Annotated in this window: 16 protein-coding genes; 13 read left to right on the forward strand and 3 right to left on the reverse strand. The window is 42.4% G+C overall.

Annotated features, from left to right (window positions below):
• Window positions 1-365 precede the first annotated feature (365 nt).
• Complete coding sequence (dnaG, locus tag E5S67_RS27785; RefSeq protein ID WP_172192092.1) at window positions 366-2393, reverse strand: DNA primase; 2028 nt, start codon at window positions 2391-2393, stop codon at window positions 366-368.
• A 320-nt stretch (window positions 2394-2713) separates the two neighbouring features.
• On the opposite strand from dnaG, the gene E5S67_RS27790 reads away from it, so the two are divergent.
• From E5S67_RS27790 to E5S67_RS27800, 3 genes are all read left to right on the forward strand, one after another.
• Window positions 2714-3655, forward strand: coding sequence for an NAD-dependent epimerase/dehydratase family protein (locus E5S67_RS27790; protein ID WP_172192094.1), 942 nt, complete (start codon window positions 2714-2716; stop codon window positions 3653-3655).
• Window positions 3656-3813: 158 nt separating this feature from the next.
• Window positions 3814-4017, forward strand: a complete 204-nt coding sequence (locus E5S67_RS27795) for a hypothetical protein (RefSeq protein ID WP_172192096.1) — start codon at window positions 3814-3816, stop codon at window positions 4015-4017.
• 102 nt (window positions 4018-4119) lie between these two features.
• On the forward strand, window positions 4120-6258 hold the full coding sequence (locus tag E5S67_RS27800; protein WP_172192098.1) for a serine/threonine-protein kinase: 2139 nt from the start codon (window positions 4120-4122) through the stop codon (window positions 6256-6258).
• Window positions 6259-6338: 80 nt separating this feature from the next.
• Here the strand turns inward: E5S67_RS27800 and E5S67_RS27805 are convergent, their stop codons facing one another.
• Both E5S67_RS27805 and E5S67_RS27810 read right to left on the reverse strand, forming a co-directional pair.
• Window positions 6339-7076: a hypothetical protein gene (locus tag E5S67_RS27805; protein ID WP_172192100.1), complete on the reverse strand. Its 738-nt coding sequence runs from the start codon at window positions 7074-7076 to the stop codon at window positions 6339-6341.
• Window positions 7073-7399: an MgPME-cyclase complex family protein gene (locus E5S67_RS27810; protein ID WP_172192102.1), complete on the reverse strand. Its 327-nt coding sequence runs from the start codon at window positions 7397-7399 to the stop codon at window positions 7073-7075. The genes E5S67_RS27805 and E5S67_RS27810 overlap by 4 nt, the downstream gene beginning before the upstream one ends.
• 114 nt (window positions 7400-7513) lie before the next feature.
• Between E5S67_RS27810 and E5S67_RS27815 the strand changes: the two genes are divergently transcribed.
• The 10 genes from E5S67_RS27815 to E5S67_RS27860 all read left to right on the forward strand — a co-directional run bounded on the left by E5S67_RS27815 (window position 7514) and on the right by E5S67_RS27860 (window position 16976).
• The gene (locus E5S67_RS27815) at window positions 7514-7711 is read left to right on the forward strand and encodes a hypothetical protein (protein ID WP_172192104.1); all 198 of its coding nucleotides are present in this window, start codon (window positions 7514-7516) and stop codon (window positions 7709-7711) included.
• A 61-nt stretch (window positions 7712-7772) separates the two neighbouring features.
• Window positions 7773-10154 carry a type III-B CRISPR-associated protein Cas10/Cmr2 gene (cas10, locus tag E5S67_RS27820; protein WP_172192106.1) on the forward strand — a complete coding sequence of 794 codons (2382 nt, stop codon included), beginning with the start codon at window positions 7773-7775 and terminating at the stop codon, window positions 10152-10154.
• On the forward strand, window positions 10151-10867 hold the full coding sequence (locus tag E5S67_RS27825) for an RAMP superfamily CRISPR-associated protein (protein ID WP_172192108.1): 717 nt from the start codon (window positions 10151-10153) through the stop codon (window positions 10865-10867). Before cas10 ends, E5S67_RS27825 begins: the two co-directional genes overlap by 4 nt.
• A complete protein-coding gene (gene csx10, locus E5S67_RS27830) occupies window positions 10864-12219 on the forward strand; it encodes a type III-D CRISPR-associated RAMP protein Csx10 (RefSeq protein WP_172192110.1) in 1356 nt (451 codons plus the stop codon). The genes E5S67_RS27825 and csx10 overlap by 4 nt, the downstream gene beginning before the upstream one ends.
• Window positions 12216-12644 carry a hypothetical protein gene (locus E5S67_RS27835; protein ID WP_172192112.1) on the forward strand — a complete coding sequence of 143 codons (429 nt, stop codon included), beginning with the start codon at window positions 12216-12218 and terminating at the stop codon, window positions 12642-12644. Before csx10 ends, E5S67_RS27835 begins: the two co-directional genes overlap by 4 nt.
• Before the next feature lie 44 nt (window positions 12645-12688).
• Complete coding sequence (locus E5S67_RS27840; protein WP_216670762.1) at window positions 12689-13858, forward strand: Card1-like endonuclease domain-containing protein; 1170 nt, start codon at window positions 12689-12691, stop codon at window positions 13856-13858.
• 31 nt (window positions 13859-13889) lie between these two features.
• Window positions 13890-14750 carry a type III CRISPR-associated RAMP protein Csx7 gene (gene csx7 / locus E5S67_RS27845; protein ID WP_172192116.1) on the forward strand — a complete coding sequence of 287 codons (861 nt, stop codon included), beginning with the start codon at window positions 13890-13892 and terminating at the stop codon, window positions 14748-14750.
• 141 nt (window positions 14751-14891) lie between these two features.
• Complete coding sequence (locus E5S67_RS27850; RefSeq protein WP_172192118.1) at window positions 14892-15851, forward strand: RAMP superfamily CRISPR-associated protein; 960 nt, start codon at window positions 14892-14894, stop codon at window positions 15849-15851.
• Window positions 15848-16321, forward strand: coding sequence for a hypothetical protein (locus E5S67_RS27855; protein WP_172192120.1), 474 nt, complete (start codon window positions 15848-15850; stop codon window positions 16319-16321). The genes E5S67_RS27850 and E5S67_RS27855 overlap by 4 nt, the downstream gene beginning before the upstream one ends.
• A 1-nt stretch (window position 16322) precedes the next feature.
• Complete coding sequence (locus E5S67_RS27860; RefSeq protein ID WP_246277011.1) at window positions 16323-16976, forward strand: RAMP superfamily CRISPR-associated protein; 654 nt, start codon at window positions 16323-16325, stop codon at window positions 16974-16976.
• The last annotated feature ends 69 nt before the right edge of the window (window positions 16977-17045 follow it).

The following is a 17045-nucleotide window of genomic DNA, read 5'->3' on the forward strand; positions in this document are numbered from 1 at the left end:
CTTCTCCCTCTTGAGTTGTTGAGTAACAGCTTGCCGGATATTTAAAGGCAGCTACTTTTAGATGCGCTCGTTTTTTAGTCTAAACTCCAGTCATTCAGTTTTTCGACCCCGAGTTAACTCAAATCCGGTACCATCGGAATAATAAAATCGAGTCAAAAGTTAGCACTCAACAATCCTATCAAATCCGGTAGCATCGGAATTAATATTACCACAGCTTTCGAGACCGCGAGTGCCTCGTGTCCCTACAATTAATCGCGGTAGGGACACGGCACTGGGGTGTCCTCTATATAATTCCGGTGCAACCGGAAACAATATCAAGTCCTAGATTTTTGATTGTTCCTAACAAGGACTTTAGTCCTGAACTTCTAGAAATTTCCCCCCCAAGGTACAGATGTTAAATCGTAAAAATTAACTTGACGCAGCCGCTCTAATTCCTTGAGCCATTCTTGTTCGGCACAGAATTGTTGGTGATATTCTATAGCCTCTTCGCCACTGCTAGCGGCCTTGGCTTTTTCCCACATATTGAGTGCAATCCGGCGGCGCTTCATGCTGATAATTTGCTCGATACAGGCGAGGGTAGATCTAATTACTAGAGGTGCGCGATAAACGTTTCTTTCTGAGAACTCATTTAAGTGAAATAAATGCGAGATTTGATTGAGTTGATTGGGATATTCAATGAAGCTATCTTGCAATTTAAATATTAACTCTGAAGGCGCTACTTGTAAAGACATTTTGTGCAATATTTCTGCATTCACAATCTGGTGCCACAAAAATCTGTGGTGAGAAAGGCTAAACTGCACGTCTCTAGCTTCTATTGCTTCTCTGACATCTTGGCGGTGTTCGGGACAGTGCAAATAAATCTGCAATAATTGCGCTTCTGCTTCTTCTAAAAGACTGCGGGCTACGGCAGATAAGCTTGATTTTGAGCTTTTGTTTTCGCCGCTTGCACGCTGCTTTTTATATTGTTTGTTCGGCTTCAGTTTGTTTCTTATTAACAGGGGCATTGTCAAAGATTCGTCTTGACTTTGCCGCTTTGCCCAATCGCTGCTTACTTGATTTAGCAAGTTTTCGGCGAGCATTTTGGTCAGTCTATAATCTCCTTTACTGAGAATTTCGGCGCACTTTTGCAGGTAATGTGCTAGCTGATTGTCGTCTGTGATATTGGTTAATAAATTAATAATTTTTTTTGTGACTTGCTGGGAAGTATCGGCTTGCTTCAAATCTTGATTGACGAGCATTTGTTGCAATTGCCAGTCGAGCCACAACGGAGCATTTTCCAGCAAGTCTCGATATTGTTCTGGGGAGTAGGTTTTGAGATATTCGTCAGCATCTTTGCCGTCGGGAATATTGAGTACGCGGAGTTGCACTTCTCCTTGATAAGCGAGTTTTTCTATTTCTCCAATAGCGCGTTCTGCTGCTTGAGTTCCTGCTTTGTCGGCGTCGAAGTTGAGGATAATTTGTTTGGAGTCCGTGTACCGCAATAACTGTCGCACTTGGTTTAAACTTAAGGCGGTGCCGAGGGAGGCGACGGCGTTGGAGATGCCGGCAGCCTGAAGTGCGATCGCATCAAAGTACCCCTCTACAACTACTGCGCGATCGGCTTTGCTAATGGCTGTTTTTGCTGTATCTAAGGCGAATAAAGTTTTGCCTTTGTCGAACAGTTCTGTTTCGGGAGAATTGAGGTATTTCGGCTGTTCGTCGCCGAGAGCTCTGCCGCCGAAACCGATGACTCTACCTTGGGTGTCGCGAATGGGAATCATAATGCGATTGCGGAAGCGATCGTAATAACCGCTGCCGCCATTTTTTCGGGGTACAATTAATCCAGCTTGTTCTACTAATTGCGCCGGATAGTTTTTTTGTTCTACTAAATAACTGTAAAGTGCTTCCCAACCTTGGGGCGCATAACCTAATTGAAATTGTTGAATAGTTTCTTCGCTAAGCTTGCGCTCTGATTTGAGATATGCTAAGGGTTCTTCTCCTTGGGTTTGTCGTAAAGCGTGTTCGTAAAACTTGGCTGTTAGTGCTGAGATTTCATAGAGTTGTTCCCGCAGAGAAATTTGCCGCTGCAATTCTTGTCGGTGTTCTGGTTCGACAGTTTTGACGGGGACTTGATAATTTTTAGCTAATTCTAATACTACTTCGCTGAAAGGGCGTTTCTCCAATTCCATGAGGAACTTAAAAGCATTGCCACCTGCACCGCAGCCGAAACAATAATACATTTGTTTGCCGGGACTGACTGTAAAGCTGGGAGATTTTTCGTCGTGAAAGGGACACAAACCTACGAATTCTTTGCCGCGTTTTCGCAACACGACGCGACCGGAAATGACATCTACTATGTCTGCTCTTTGTTTAACTTCTTCGATTGTTTCTGGATGCAGCCGGGGAACTTGCATAGGGCTATTTTAGGCAAATTGAAAGTATAGCGGAAGGAAGAAGGAAGAAGGAAGAAGGAAGAAGGAAGAAAAGCCAGGGTTTTAGCAAGTGAGAAAGTGTGAATCGTCTTAAAGATTGCTATATGTTTATTTTGAGTGATCGCACTTTAGTAAAGCACATAACTGACTTTCTGGACTTGCGTACAAAAACTCTAGCGTTCCGGGTTTTTATACCAGGGCTGATGACTGTTACCATATTTTTTCGTAAAAAACCCTGTTTTTCCGTAAGGCATAAGTTTATTGTAAGATATTTACACTAACTGTAAGGAGCATCGAAAATAATGCGAATTTTAATGATGGGCGGTACTCGGTTTATCGGGGTTTATCTTACTAAGATTTTAGCAGCACAAGGGCATGAAGTGGTGTTGTTTAACCGCGGCAACAAGCCGGTACCGGTTTCGGGCGTAAAACAGATTCAGGGCGATCGCACAAATGTCGAACAACTAAAAGAAAAGTTATCGACGGTCGAGTTTGACGCTGTTTTTGACAACAACGGTCGCGAACTCAGCGATACAAAGCCTTTAGCTGAAATATTTAAAGGGCGGGTGCAGCACTTTGTTTACATGAGCTCTGCGGGGGTTTATTTGAAGTCGGATCAAATGCCTCATATGGAAGGGGACGCTACCGATCCTAAAAGCCGACATTTGGGTAAATGCGAAACCGAAACTTATTTGGCCGCATCGGGTTTGCCTTGGACTTCTATTCGCCCGACTTACATTTACGGGCCACAAAATTATAACGATTTGGAGGCTTGGTTTTTCGATCGCATTGCGCGCGATCGAGCGATTCCGATTCCCGGTAACGGAATACACTTCACGCAGTTGGGGCACTGTGAGGATTTGGCTAAAGCAATGGCGGCGGTTTTGGGTAACGAAAGGGCAATCGGGCAAATTTACAACGTTTCGGGCGATCGATTTGTCACCTTTGACGGTTTAGCCCGCGCCTGCATTCAAGCGGCAGGCAAATCTCCTGATGCTATTAAGATTGTACACTACGATCCGAAACAATTTGACTTCGGCAAAAAGAAAGCTTTTCCGATGAGATTGCAGCACTTTTTCGCTTCAGTTAATAAAGCTGCCACCGAGCTTAACTGGCAGCCGGAATTTGACTTAGTTTCTGGATTGAAAGATTCTTTTCAGAATGATTATGTAGTTTCGGGGCGGGATAAAGCTGAGATAGATTTTTCAGTCGATGATGAAATTTTGAAATCGGTTCAAAGTTAAGTTAGAGTGGGAGGATCCCAATGCCAGCCACAATCTAGAACCCCACCCTAACCCTCCCCTTATTAAGGGGAGGGAACAAGAAAGAAAGCAAATAGACTGTCACAGTAAAGTTCGCACCGCGCGCCCCTTCCATTAAAACCAAAGATAGCTACTTAGAGGTGATAGCAAAACTCCACAACGACACGTCTGTTGTAATTATTGAAATTCAATTTCTAAATCGGCAGGCATTAGACCAGCTAGCTTTGTACAATACAGCAAAAATTGATGGAACTAAATTAATGATTGAAGAACTGTACAAAGGATTTCAGACGGAAATTTATTTTAGGGAAATTCAAACTCCCCAGTTGCGGTTCGACCAATAAAAAAAATTATAGAGGCCATGTTAGAATTTTAAAATGCGGAAGATGTGACAGCTTGGTTGGAAGCTAATTCTCCAAAAGACTAGGAAATATTAGGTGAATTTCATGCTTGGAATAACACTCGGCAATCGCTACAGTATTATCCGTCACTTGGGAGGCGGCGGATTTGCTCAAACTTATTTAGCTGAAGATAAGCAGCTACCAGGCAATCACCTCTGCGTCGTCAAGCAGCTTAAACCTCAAGCAACAGATCCCGAAACTCTACAGGTAGCTAGACGTTTATTCGATACCGAAGCACAAGTTTTGTACAAATTGGGAAATCACGATCGCATTCCCCGACTTTTTGCTTTTTTTGAAGAGAATCAAGAGTTTTATCTAGTTCAAGAATTTATAGAAGGCCACGATTTAAGCCAAGAAATTATACCCCCCCAAACCCCCCCTTACCAAGGGGGGGCTGGGGCGGGTTCCCTTTACCAAGGGGGGGCTGCGGGAATCATGCACGAAGATGCAGTCATTTGTATATTGCAGGAACTTCTCGAAATTTTAGACTTTGTACACCAGCAAAATGTGATTCACCGCGATGTCAATCCCCGCAATATCCTCCGCAGAGATAGAGACGGAAAATTAGTTTTAATTGACTTCGGCGCAGTCAAAGAAATTACTACTCAAATCAGCAATTCTCAGCCCAAGAATAGCTTGAGTGTCAGCATAGGTACTCCCGGTTATATGCCCAGCGAACAAGCTCACGGCAACCCGAAACTCAGCAGCGATATCTATGCCGCAGGTGCGATCGCAATTCAGTTCCTCACTGGCATAAATCCTCACCAAATGCCCAAAAACCCCGATACAGAGGAAATTATTTGGCAGGACAAAACATCAGTCAGTCCTGAATTTGCGAAGATTTTAGATAAGATGGTAAAGTACGATTTTCGCCAACGTTATTCTAGTGCCGGCGAAACGCTGCAAGCTATTAAAGAATTGAAAAATTCTGTCAGCGGTACAGTTCCTGTATTGCATCCGGTTGCTGCTGCGAAGGGGTCGCTCAAATCCCGAAGAAAACTGTATTTTAAAATATTGTCGATCGCCAGTTTAATTGGCATCAGTATTATAGCATCAATTTATGGTGTAAATACTTTTAATGCGGCAAATGCAACTGACCTGTACAACCGAGGCAATACTCTTTACAATTTAAGCCGATTTGAAGAAGCTCTGGCAGCTTACGAGCGAGCAATAAATCTCAGGCCGGACTACGCGGAAGTGTGGCAGGAAAAAGCCAAAACTTTATATGAATTGAAAAAATATCGAGAATCGCAGTCAGCTTATGATCAAGCCATAGAATTAAAGCCGGAATACTTGGAAGCTTGGACGGGACGCGGTTATGCTTTGGAGAAGTTGCAACAGTCTCAAGAGGCGATCGCATCTTTTGATAACGCTTTGAAAATCCAGCCAGACTATGCCTCCGCGTGGGAAGGCAGAGGCGATACTCTGTTAGATTCGCAGCGGTACGAAGAGGCGATCGCATCCTACGAAAAAGCTGTACAATTTCAGTCCAATTTGTACCATTCTTGGTACAATCTGGGACAAGCTTACCAAAAATTAAAACAGTACGATCGATCCGTAGAATCCTATCAAAAAGCACTTGAAATCAAATTCGATAATTATGAAGCTTGGTACAATTTAGGCAATATATTCCTAGACTTAAACAAAAACCAAGAAGCTTTTGAAGCCTACGAAAAAGCCGTGCGGTTTCAGCCAAACTTTTATCAAGCGTGGTACAGTCAAGGCATTGCTTTGCTAAAAATGCGGAGGCATGAAGCAGCGGTAGAAGCTTACGAAAAAGCTGTCAAATTAAAACCTGATTATTATCAAGCATGGTACAATTTAGGTTGGTCATACCACGAATTACGCAAGTACGAACAAGCAATTGAGTGTTATAACAGAGCCTTAGATTTAAACCCAAAAGATTATCAAACGTGGTACAATAGAGGCAATGCTCAGTCCAATTTAAAGCGGTACGAAGATGCGCTAGTATCTTACAATGAAGCCGTCTATGTCAAGCCTGACTACTCGGAAGCCTGGTACAGCCGCGGCAATGCACTTGTGGCGGTAAAAAGATATGAAGATGCGATCGCCTCCTATGACAAAGCAATTCGCTACAAACCGGATTACGGAGCGGCAATGGAAGCAAAAAAGCGGGCAGAAAGTCAGCTAGGAAGCAGCCCGCTAGAATCCCAACAACAATAATTGTTATTAGTCCCCCTCTGCTAGGACTTTGGGTGTAGTAGTGATTTCACGAACCCAATAATCGTGGGGTAGGTTATCTTTTAGCGAACAGCGGGAGCAATTACGGTAACTCGGCGGCTGTCTACTAACATCGGCCAAAAACCTCGATCGCTCAATGTTTTTACAGCAGCAGTAGCGGCGTTTTGATCCGTTGTATAAGCGACGAATAAAAAGGGACGCTGACCGTAGGAAGCTAAGCCTACTTGCGTGCCTAATGCTTGCCTGACTTGGGCGGCTAATTCCGGTTGGTTGAAGTAATCTACTAACACTGCATAACCAGGGCCGAGGGGTTGGGGATTGAAGGCAAGATTGCCGGTTGAAGGATTGGTTATTGGTTCAGAATCCGGTGCTGGCTGAGGGTTGTAGACTGGCAAATTTTGGGGTAGCGCCGTTGCGGGCGATCGTACTACGTAAGCTTGCAATCCGACAACATCTTCGATGTATTTAACCCAATCGCTGGCGATTTGCGAGTCCCGAAAGCCGCCAACTCGCGTCACCGTGTCGTTGATGTACCGACAAACTGTGTTGTCAGTATTTCCGGGGAAAGAGCGTTTTGCTCTTTCTTGCTGTTCGGGTGTTGGGGTGACAATTAACAGTAGATATTCATCGGACTGGGGCGGTTGGCAGCTCGACTCAGCTTTAACAGAAGTCGATAAAATTGTCAAGGCAAAAAGGGCAATCGAAGTAGCAGAAAATAGGGGTAGAGACAAAATAAATTTGTACAATTGACTTCTAATTTCTGTGAGTTGTTTTGTCGGATTTTGGGCAAGTTTATTCATGCTGTCTGTAGGGATGCAAGGGCATCGGGAATAGTTGGTGATGGTGCTTGAAATTCACCTGTCAGTACATATTCTAATCGCAGTTTCAACCAGGTGATGAAGACGGGATCGGTAGAAATTATAGCGGCGGCTGGCTGAGGGCATTTTGCTTTAACTTCTGCCATTGTGGGTGCTTCTAGGAAAGCGGGCTGTTTGACCAACCAGAAGTCTATTTGTTTTTCTTGTTCGTTGTAGTTGCGAGTTCTTTCTTTAAACACTTCATCTAGGGCTTCTTCTTCTAGCAAAAAGCGTTGGCTGGCTAAAACGTAGTAGTAGGTTTGCATTTTTCTCGGTTGTTAGGGGTTGACGGTTAGCGGTTAATGCCACCTGTATCGGCCAGTTTTGCTGGTCAGGCGCGGGTTTGCCGAGTTGCGGCAGTTCGAGAGTTCTAGACTCTTGTGCCGTTTACTTTACCTTATTTGCTGTCATCTTGGGTAGATGCAGAGCAAGTCGCCTCAGAAAAATCTTTGGTGGTGAGAGTTGGGGGAGTTGTGAGAGTTGCTGGTTTTTTTGGGATTTGGGCGATTATTTTTCCGGCTGGCGATTTTCGGGAAAATTTAGGTGACAATAGGAAATTAGATGGAATTGCAGGTTGAATAATTACCAATTATTGAGGCAATCTGGGGGCTGTTAAACCTGATTGGGAGTGGTTTGCATATGAAAAGTTGTTGGAGTTCGATCGCGATTGCTATTGCTTGGTGTCTGGCTTGGGGCGATCAACGCGAGCCTCGTGATATCAAAGTGTTGCACGAAATGCGACGGGCTTTGAATTCTGGAGAGGAAGTGCCGCAGGATGTGAGGGAAATTGTCGATCGGGTTCGGGAACTTGAAAAACTTGAGTTTCCTGAAACTCTCGAAGAACTAACGGAACTGACAAAAAAATATCCGGTACTGTGGGAATCTAAAATTGGTTTAGTTTACGGCGGTGCAACCAAAATCAAGCATTATGTTTTTGAAGCGGCTAAACTACCGGATATTCGCGGCGCATCAGCCTTATTAGACAGAATTAATTTAGTCGATTTACCTGCTTTTTTTTGTTGCGAAAATGACCCAAGTTATCCTCAGTGTCAAAAAGCTAAAAAATACTGCCAGCAAGTTAAATTGGAATGGTTAGATAAACCAGAAAATTTCCCTGAACTTTCAAAAGCGCTGAGTTCCGAGTTAATTATCTACTCGACAGGCGGGAATATTTTAGCATTTTGTCCGGCAGCTTTTACAGATGATTTGGCGGACGCTATTGAAAAACGCTACACGCACCAGACGTTAACTGCCAATTCCTGTGCAGTTGGAGCTAAATTTAAAGCGCTGGAAATTCAGTTTGGGCTATTACCAGATGAAATTAACGCTCGGACATTCTGGAAAGAAAAATATCTAGAAAATCCAGCTAACCCATTGATCAAAGCTTACTTTGAACAACTGGATACATCTCCAGAGGAAGCTTTTAAGGAACGGAAGACATTTAATGAATTGGCGGGAAAGCTAGCAGCTTTATTCAATCAGCGACGGAATGGAAATGATTTTGCCGATCGCCCCAGCCGTCGCTATCCGCCGATGTTTGAAACGCATCCTTATTTGAGGAGAGATGAGAGCGATCGGCGATCGGCGGTTTTCCAAGCTCAAAGCGATCCTAACAATCAAAATAAAGGGCTTCCGGGCGATCCTTGGTTTTCTGAAGCTTTAGCTCGCAAGCGATTAATCGGGCAAATTGCTAAGAAAGAAATATCGTCATGGGGTGAATTGCCGACTTGGTGGGTAGATTCAAGGCTGGAGTGGGATTTTGCAACTCCGGAAAATTTGAAGTCGGGAGCCGTTGAGAGTTGGGTGAATAAGTTTGAGGGGTTTTTGCACGAAACCCATCAAACCTCTAACGACTATTACGGCAAAAATCGTGCAGCAGAGGTTAAAGAGGCGCGATCGGTTAGAGAAATTGGTGATGCTAGCCTACTCAAAGGTTTTGTTGCTTATATCTACGCTGATGGTAACAATATGGGGGGTTACATTCAGAAAGAAATTAAAAATCCTGAACAGTACCAGCGTTTCAGCCGGGATATTTTTGAGGCAACTGAGAAGTCTGTGTATGTTGCTCTAGCTAAACATCTCAAACCTCACAAGTATAAGCCGGATTCAGACTCTGGCAGAAGGAACAAACAAGAAGTTTGGATTCATCCCTTTGAAATTTTGACTATTGGTGGCGATGATGTGATGTTGATTGTGCCAGCAGATCGAGCATTGGCGATCGCCAAAACGATCGGAGAAGAGTTTGAAAAGCAGCTTCTTGATACCCCAGAAAAACCACAGCGCTACAGTTCCAAAAAAACTTACGCTCCTCAACTGATACACCGATATCGGGGCGATCGAATCCCATCAGGTTCGGGACAATGCAAGCTGAGTATGTCAACCGGTGTTTTGATCGCAGCAGAAAATACACCAATTTTCTATGCCCAAAAACTTACCGAGCAGTTGCTTAAATCAGCTAAAAAACGGGCTAAGGAATTGAAAAAAGATGACTATCTAGGAGGAACTATCGATTTTTTAGTGATGAAATCAGTAACAATGATTTCTTCAAATATCGGTGAATTCCGCACCCAGGGATTAACTAAAAATAGACGGGGACAGCCAACACTTAAGCTGTACGGTGCACCCTATACTCTGTACGAAATTGAGGGACTGCTGAAAACTGCTAAGGCTTTAAAGGATTCTGAATTTCCGCGATCGCAAATCTACCAAATTCGCAGTTTACTAGAACAAGGAAAACATACTGCCATTCTCAACTACCTTTATTTCCAAGTCAGACTCAAGACTAAAGAGCAGAAAAATCTGCTTAAAACCGAGTTCGATCGTGCTTGGTGTCAGCCTAAAAATCCAAATAACAAAGGAAATTTAGCTCCCTGGATGACCTTAAAAGAGGATGGTACAGACGCCGAAAAAATGACTTATGAAACTATCTGGCGCGAACTGGTCGATCTCTATCCTTTTATTGAAGATACAAAAGATAAATCTGGAGCTAAACAGCAAGAACAAACAGAGGTTAATTCATGATTGATTTGAATCATTTACCTCCTAATGGGGTAGAAACAATTTCCTTGACAGCGGTAATTGACACAGCTTTGTGCGTAGGTGCGGGCGGCTCTTCCGGTTCCCTGGCAGATAAACCAATTGTCCGCAATGCCAAAGGACAATTGTTGATTCCAGCTTCTCAACTAAAAGGAAGATTGCGACACGAATGCGAAAAACTAGCAAGAGGATTGGGCTGGCAGATTTTTGAGTCTCCCGGTGCGGAAAAACTTTGTCCTAGTGAAAACCAGGTTGAATCTCAATTTAGAGAAATTTATCAGATTCATGGATACAGAGGTTATCATTGTCTAATATCTCAAATATTTGGCAATCCTATTTTGCCTTCTCGAATTATTGTAGACGATTTGATTTGTGCTATAGAACCCGAAGATTTACCAGAAGTTTTGCGTCCTGGTGTGACAATTAACCGCCGTCGCGGCACAGCGGAGGAGAAAAAACTCTACTTTTTAGAGACTTCTCCTGCTAATACTAAACTAGAGTTTAAGGGTGCAATCTCTCTACTTAAACCAGACTGCCCTGAATACGCTAAACTTTTGATTTTATCTGGGCTGCGTCACATTCATGCTTTAGGTGGGAGCAAGTCGGCCGGACTTGGTTGGTTAACTTGGAAACAACTACCCGAAATAGAAGAAAAAGAGGCTAATTGGTCAAGCTTGCTACCAGGAAAAATGCCATGAAACGAATAGAATTAAAAATTACAGCTTTATCGCCGCTGGCAATTAGCCGACAGAAACCGGGCGGTTCGGTTAGCGAGGTTGAAACCTACATTCCCGGTTCGGTAATTCGGGGTGCGATCGCGGGTCAAATGCTGGAACAGTACGGTCAAAAAAATGCTAATTTGGCAGCAGATGGCAATCACTTTCAATCGCTATTTTTAAGCGAAACTTCGGCAATTTTTCAAAATGCTTATCCGGCGATCGCCAAGATATACAAAGATAAAAAAAATGAGGATGAGGAGGATGAGTTTGAACTTGTTACAGATGAAGTTAGAGTTTTACCGGCTACAGCAGTCAGTTCCAAAGCAGACTCCGGTTTTAAACCCAAGAGTAATGGTGTATTCGACACTCTGATCGATCGCTTTTGTGCAGAAGCATATAACTATCCATTCGACCCCAGCGACCCCAAATCTTTAGAAGATAAAACCGATGCGAGAGTAGAACCCTATGGAGGTTTTTATAGCAAAACTGATGACACAAAAGTTAAATTTAAATATCGCAGCCATTCCGTTAGCACCCGCTTCTTAACAAGAGTTGGTATCAATCGACGCCGCGCCACATCTGAAGATGATATTCTCTACAGTATTGAAGTTTTGAACGAATTATTTGAAAAAAATCCAAAATCAAAGTTGTTGAAAATTTGGGATAATTTTGTCTATCGCAGCTTGATTTTAGTTGAAAATGAGGAAATAGCAAAACTTTTGCAAAGGTTCATTGATAATAACAGCGATCGCTTTCGTCTCGGCGGTTCTGCATCTAGAGGCTTAGGAAAGGTTAAAATTGAAGCAAAAGATGGTAAAATACCAGAAAGCATCGAATCTCGGATTAATAAATTTAACGATCGGCTTAAAAACCGCTGGCAACTTTGGTCAGTTTTTGGCGAACCGAGAGAAAACTTGTTAGAAGGTCGTACTTACTTTACCCTCGACTTGCAATCGGATGCTATCCTAACTGAAAAATGGAGGCGAACTACTGTAATTTCTCCAGATATGTTATGTCAGTTGGCTGGTTTAGAGGAGGAATTTTCAAACCTCGACAGCGAAGAGAAAGATAATTTTCTTAAGCTTCATGTTGCCTACAGCAGTTATGACTATCGATCTGGATGGAATTCTGCGTGGGGATTGATGAAAGATATGGAGTTAATTACCAATAAAGGCAGCGTGTATTTATTCAGCACGAGTAAACTCGATATTTGGTTTGATAAACTAGGACGGTTAGAAGAAAAAGGTGCGGGCGATCGTACTTGCGAAGGCTTCGGTCAAATTCAAATTTGCAACCAGTTTCACCTTGTATTTCGGGAGGAAGCAGTATGAGTATAAGTACAGAACAAAGGATAGAGTTACAAGTACAAAAAGCTATTCGCCAGACAGAAGACGATCTAGTCATTTGGATTCAAGATGCTTTAGAAAATTGCGAATATGGTAAGTCGGGAAAGGAAGAACTAGAGGAATCACAGTTCCGCAACTTAGTCCGCGTTGCTGACACAACAGATAGTGCAGAAGTTATTAAAAACTTTCTCCGATATCAAGTAGGAAGGGATAAAAAATGGGGAAGGGGGGAAGAATCTTTAGCGACAAGGCTGATTCAAGATATTGATGGTAACATCAGAACAACGGCTGAAGAAGTTGCTAAAGATTGTCAAACTAACTTTAAGCCCATTTGGTTAGAACTAATTCGCCGTTATCTAGGCTATGGTTCTCGTTATCTCAAGTATTTAAAAGATGGTAACAAGGTTTAACTGTTCATAAAATATCAAAATCAACTAAAGGGACATACTCAAAAATGTCAGATTGTGTAATGTTAGTTTTAATTGGCGGACGCAGCGCAATTCCAGTAACTGCTGGCGTTCTTCAGTTTCTCAATGAAGTTGATCGGGTAAAGTTCCTGCTGTGTGATGGTAAGGATTATCCAAGTTTTCAAGAAAATGTAGAGAAAGTTCTTAAACAAGAACGAGTAGATTTACTTTTCGATAAAACTACTGATGTGAAAATCGTTAATCCAAACAAATTTGATGATGTGTATACAACACTGGCTGAACTTTGTAAGGATGTCGAGGAGTTGAAGTTGAAGTATGTTAACTTGACAACTGCTCCTCAAACAATGGCCTTCTCGGTTTATAGCTATGTGTTAGAGAAATATCCAGATGCATTAGTCTTTAGCGTCAATACCGATCAGTCTGAAATTACTCCACTGGTTTTCGGAAAACAACCGATCGATTTTAATAAAAAATTAAGCGTAAAAAATTATATTGCTCTGTGTGGACTTAATATAAACCAGCAGAAATCTGGATATGAAGAATCTTTCGAGTCGCTCACACAATACTTTGTAGAGTGTCTGGAAACTTCAACCAAAACTTTGTATCAAATTCGCCGAAATGCTGGAGGTGGAGATAGTATTAAAGCTCCAAGAACTTTCACAATCAAAGAACAGGATTTGACAAAGCTCGCAATTTCAGAAATGCAGGTAGAAACATTTTTTAATAAACTACGAGAAGCTGAGATTATTCAAAAATTTGAAAAATCAAATCGAATAATCAGTTTTCGGGTTGAAACACAAGCTAATTATGCCTTTTTAGCTGGAGATTGGCTAGAGTTTTATGTATACATATCAGCCAAGCAGTGTGGGTTTGACTCTGTCGAAATGGGTATCGAGCTAGATAACTATAGAGGTGAAGTAGATGTATTTGCCCTGAATAATACTAATGCTATTATTTGCGAGTGCAAGACGGGGAAAATTGATTCTAATGATTTTTCAAGACTGAGTTCTAAAGCTGAAAAGCTAGGTGGAAATTACTGTGTGAAGTTGTTGATAACTAGCGAGACTCAAGTTTCTAACGAACATCAAAATCAGGCTATAAATTACAAAGTTAGACTTGTGTCTGGTAATGACTTAAGTAACCTGACTGAAATTTTACGAAAAGAAATGAAAGCTCCTACTTATCCAAGACGCTAATCACAAAATTACGGAGTGACAGGACAAGATTATGTTTGACACATTCAAAAATCGGTTAGAAATCACTGGAACGCTGACAACCGTAACAGCATTACGCATTAGTAAAGGTCGCTCGACCGAACCGATCGGGTCCGATTTACCTGTAATCAAAGATGCTTTGGGGCGACCTTTGATTCCCGGTTCGAGCTTTAAAGGGGCTTTGCGATCGCGCCTCGAAAGCTTCCTCCGAGGAATTGTGGGGAGCGATCGCAAATTAGTCGCCAATCCAGCCATTGAGAATGAATGGTCAATTACCGCTCAGGAAATGAAGCAAATTAAACAAAATTTCCCAGATGACCAAGCTCTAACTGATGAAATTATCAAGCATACAGATTTAGTTTCTCATCTATTTGGTTCTCCTTGGATAGCTAGTAAATTCCAAGTCCGCGACTTAACCGTACAACCCGATGCGTGGTTTGGACAATATCAAGAACGTGATGGCGTAGCCATTGACAGAGACACAGAAACCGCCGCAGATGGCAAACTTTACGACTACCAAGTTGTCCCCGCCCCAACTCCCTTTGATTTTAAAGCAGTAGTTGAAAATGCTCAGGATTGGGAATTGGGTTTATTAATGATTGGTTTGCATCAATTTGAGACAGAACAAATACCTCTCGGAGGAGGGCGCTCGCGCGGCTTAGGTGTAGTTAAACTAGAAATTGATAAGATGCACTGGATTGATGTCGAAGACCATCCCGAATTTTTGTTAAAATACTTAAAAAAGTTAGTCATGGGAGATGAAACAGCTTATGAAGATGCGGCTGATTATAAAGATGAGTGGGTACAAAAGCTGATAGATCGACTGACTCGTAAAGAAACTAAACTATCTGAAACTAAAACTCAGGCACAGTGAGGTAAATATGGCTTTTAGCAATTACAAAACGCTCTGTATAGACTTTTGCTGCTGTCAATTAGGTATTTCAAGAGTGTGAATTGCAGCTAAATGCTTTAGTAGCTGCTTAATTTTTTCAATTTGTTTCAATCTAATTTAACTATGCACAAACGATTTGTCAACCACTGTACAATTGACTTAACTCTCATTCCCGATGGGCCGATTCTAATTAAATCCAGTGAAGAAGGAGCCGATCCAACTAAACCAAATATGGAGTTTGTCGAGACTTACCATGCAGGAGGAAAGTCAATTTATCTCCCGGGAAGCAGTTTAAAAGGTGCTATTCGCGCTCATGCTGAAAGAATTGTCAGAACCCTAGGAAGAGATAGTAATCCTAACGATCCGAAAGTTCTCTGGGCTAACGATCCATTGAATGACAAGTATGATTACTTGAAAGATAAATTATCCAGCGATATTTACAAGTTCTCTTCTTTTACCGAGCGCATTTTCGGCAACACTTCAATTGCTAGCAGAGTTAGAATCCAAGATGCTCACCCAATTGATAAGAAACAGCTCAAAATTCAAGAACGCAATGGAGTCGCGATCGATCGCGTTTTCGGTTCCGTAGCTGTCGGGCCCTTTAACTACCAAGTCTGCACCGCCGGAGAATTTCGCACTAAAATACATCTCAAAAACTTTTCCTTAGCACAATTAGGCTTGATTGGCTTAGTTTTGCGAGACTTAAATGATGGTTGGTTTGGAATCGGTTTTGCCAAATCTCGCGGTTTGGGGACGGTGACAGTCAAATATAACGAAGCCGTAGTTCAATATCCCGGTTGTAAATTAGATGAAGATAATCGCCAAATTCAACAAATAGTCAAATCCGGTCGATGGGAACACGCTTTCTTGCTGGGTGCAGGAGAATTTTTAGAGACTGAAGAAGCCGCAAATTATGGCTTTTCTAAACCCGATCGCGAACAAACCCCTATTGCTGCTGAACCGATGGATTTAGGTTTTGGAGTGCAGCTAAAATGGCAAGGCGACGGTGAGACTGGTGTGCCGAATTTATTTAAATGTGCAGTTCGTGCTTGGAGTAAGCTTTTAACAGGTGCCGCAGCATGACAGGATATGTTGGTTTTAAACAAGTTTCATCATCAGCAGAACTTAAGAATTTGCTAGACAAATTAGCAACTGAGGAAAGTTATTATTTTGTGCGATCGCCCCACGCAGTCAGCGGCATTTGCATGAAATTGCCCGATGAGTTTTTCCCCGGTTTTGAAGGGCAAATGTTTAATGCCGATCGCGAATTGCGCTGGAAAAAGCAGGGAAGTGCATATCAAGCCTTACTCCTGAGTCGAGTTGAAGCCGATTTAGAAGGATTTGAGCCGATCGATAAAGATTGCGAGTGGCAAATTTGCGATCGCACGGCTTACTTTCACCCCCTTGGCGAACCAAAATTCCCTAAAACTTTTGTCTATAAAGGAGAAAATAATGAAAAGATTGTCTCTAACAATATTAGCATAGGTCAGCGATACTTTCAAGAAAAAAGAACTGCTACCGTTCATTTTGTCGCCCTCACAGTCAGGAGTTAACATGACTACAAATCTTCCACCCAAGCCCCGACGTTCTACACCGCCGCCAAGTAGTCCGGTTCCTAATAATAATCCCGCTGAAACGGGAGAACCTAAACCTTATGAATTAATTAGTTTCCCCAAGGAACGACCGCCAAAAAATCCTCCGGCAGGACATCACCAATATTTGGGCGATCGCCTGCACGGAACTTTGTTTCTAACTTTGAAAGTTCAGACTACTTTGCACGTCTCTACAGGCGTAGTTGTCATGGGTAGCGACATAGGCAGTCGCGTGCCTTTAATCAAAACAATGGTTCAAAATATTGACCAAAAGTTATCAATTCAAGGTAGTTCTCTCAAAGGCTGCATCCGGTCAGCATACGAAGCCATTACTAACAGCACTTTAGCAGTAATTACATCAAGATACAGAGATAAAATTCCGCAAGAACGCTTGCCATGTAAAAATCAACAAGAACTCTGTCCGGCCAGTCAAGTATTCGGTGCCTTAGATTGGCAAGGTCTAATTGAATTCAGCGATGCTAAATGCCAAAATACGGGCTTTGCTACGGGATTTATGCCATCTTTATATCGTCCCCGTCCCGATCAAAGACGAGCATATTTTGACGCAAAAGGCAACGTAGCAGGGCGCAAGTTTTACTATAGCAATCCTAAATGATTTTCTATATCTAGAGCAATCCTAAATGATTTTCTTTGTGTAAGTATATTGACGTATTTTGGGGAAATC

The organism is Microcoleus asticus IPMA8, from assembly GCF_013179805.1.
Taxonomy (GTDB): domain Bacteria; phylum Cyanobacteriota; class Cyanobacteriia; order Cyanobacteriales; family Microcoleaceae; genus Microcoleus; species Microcoleus asticus.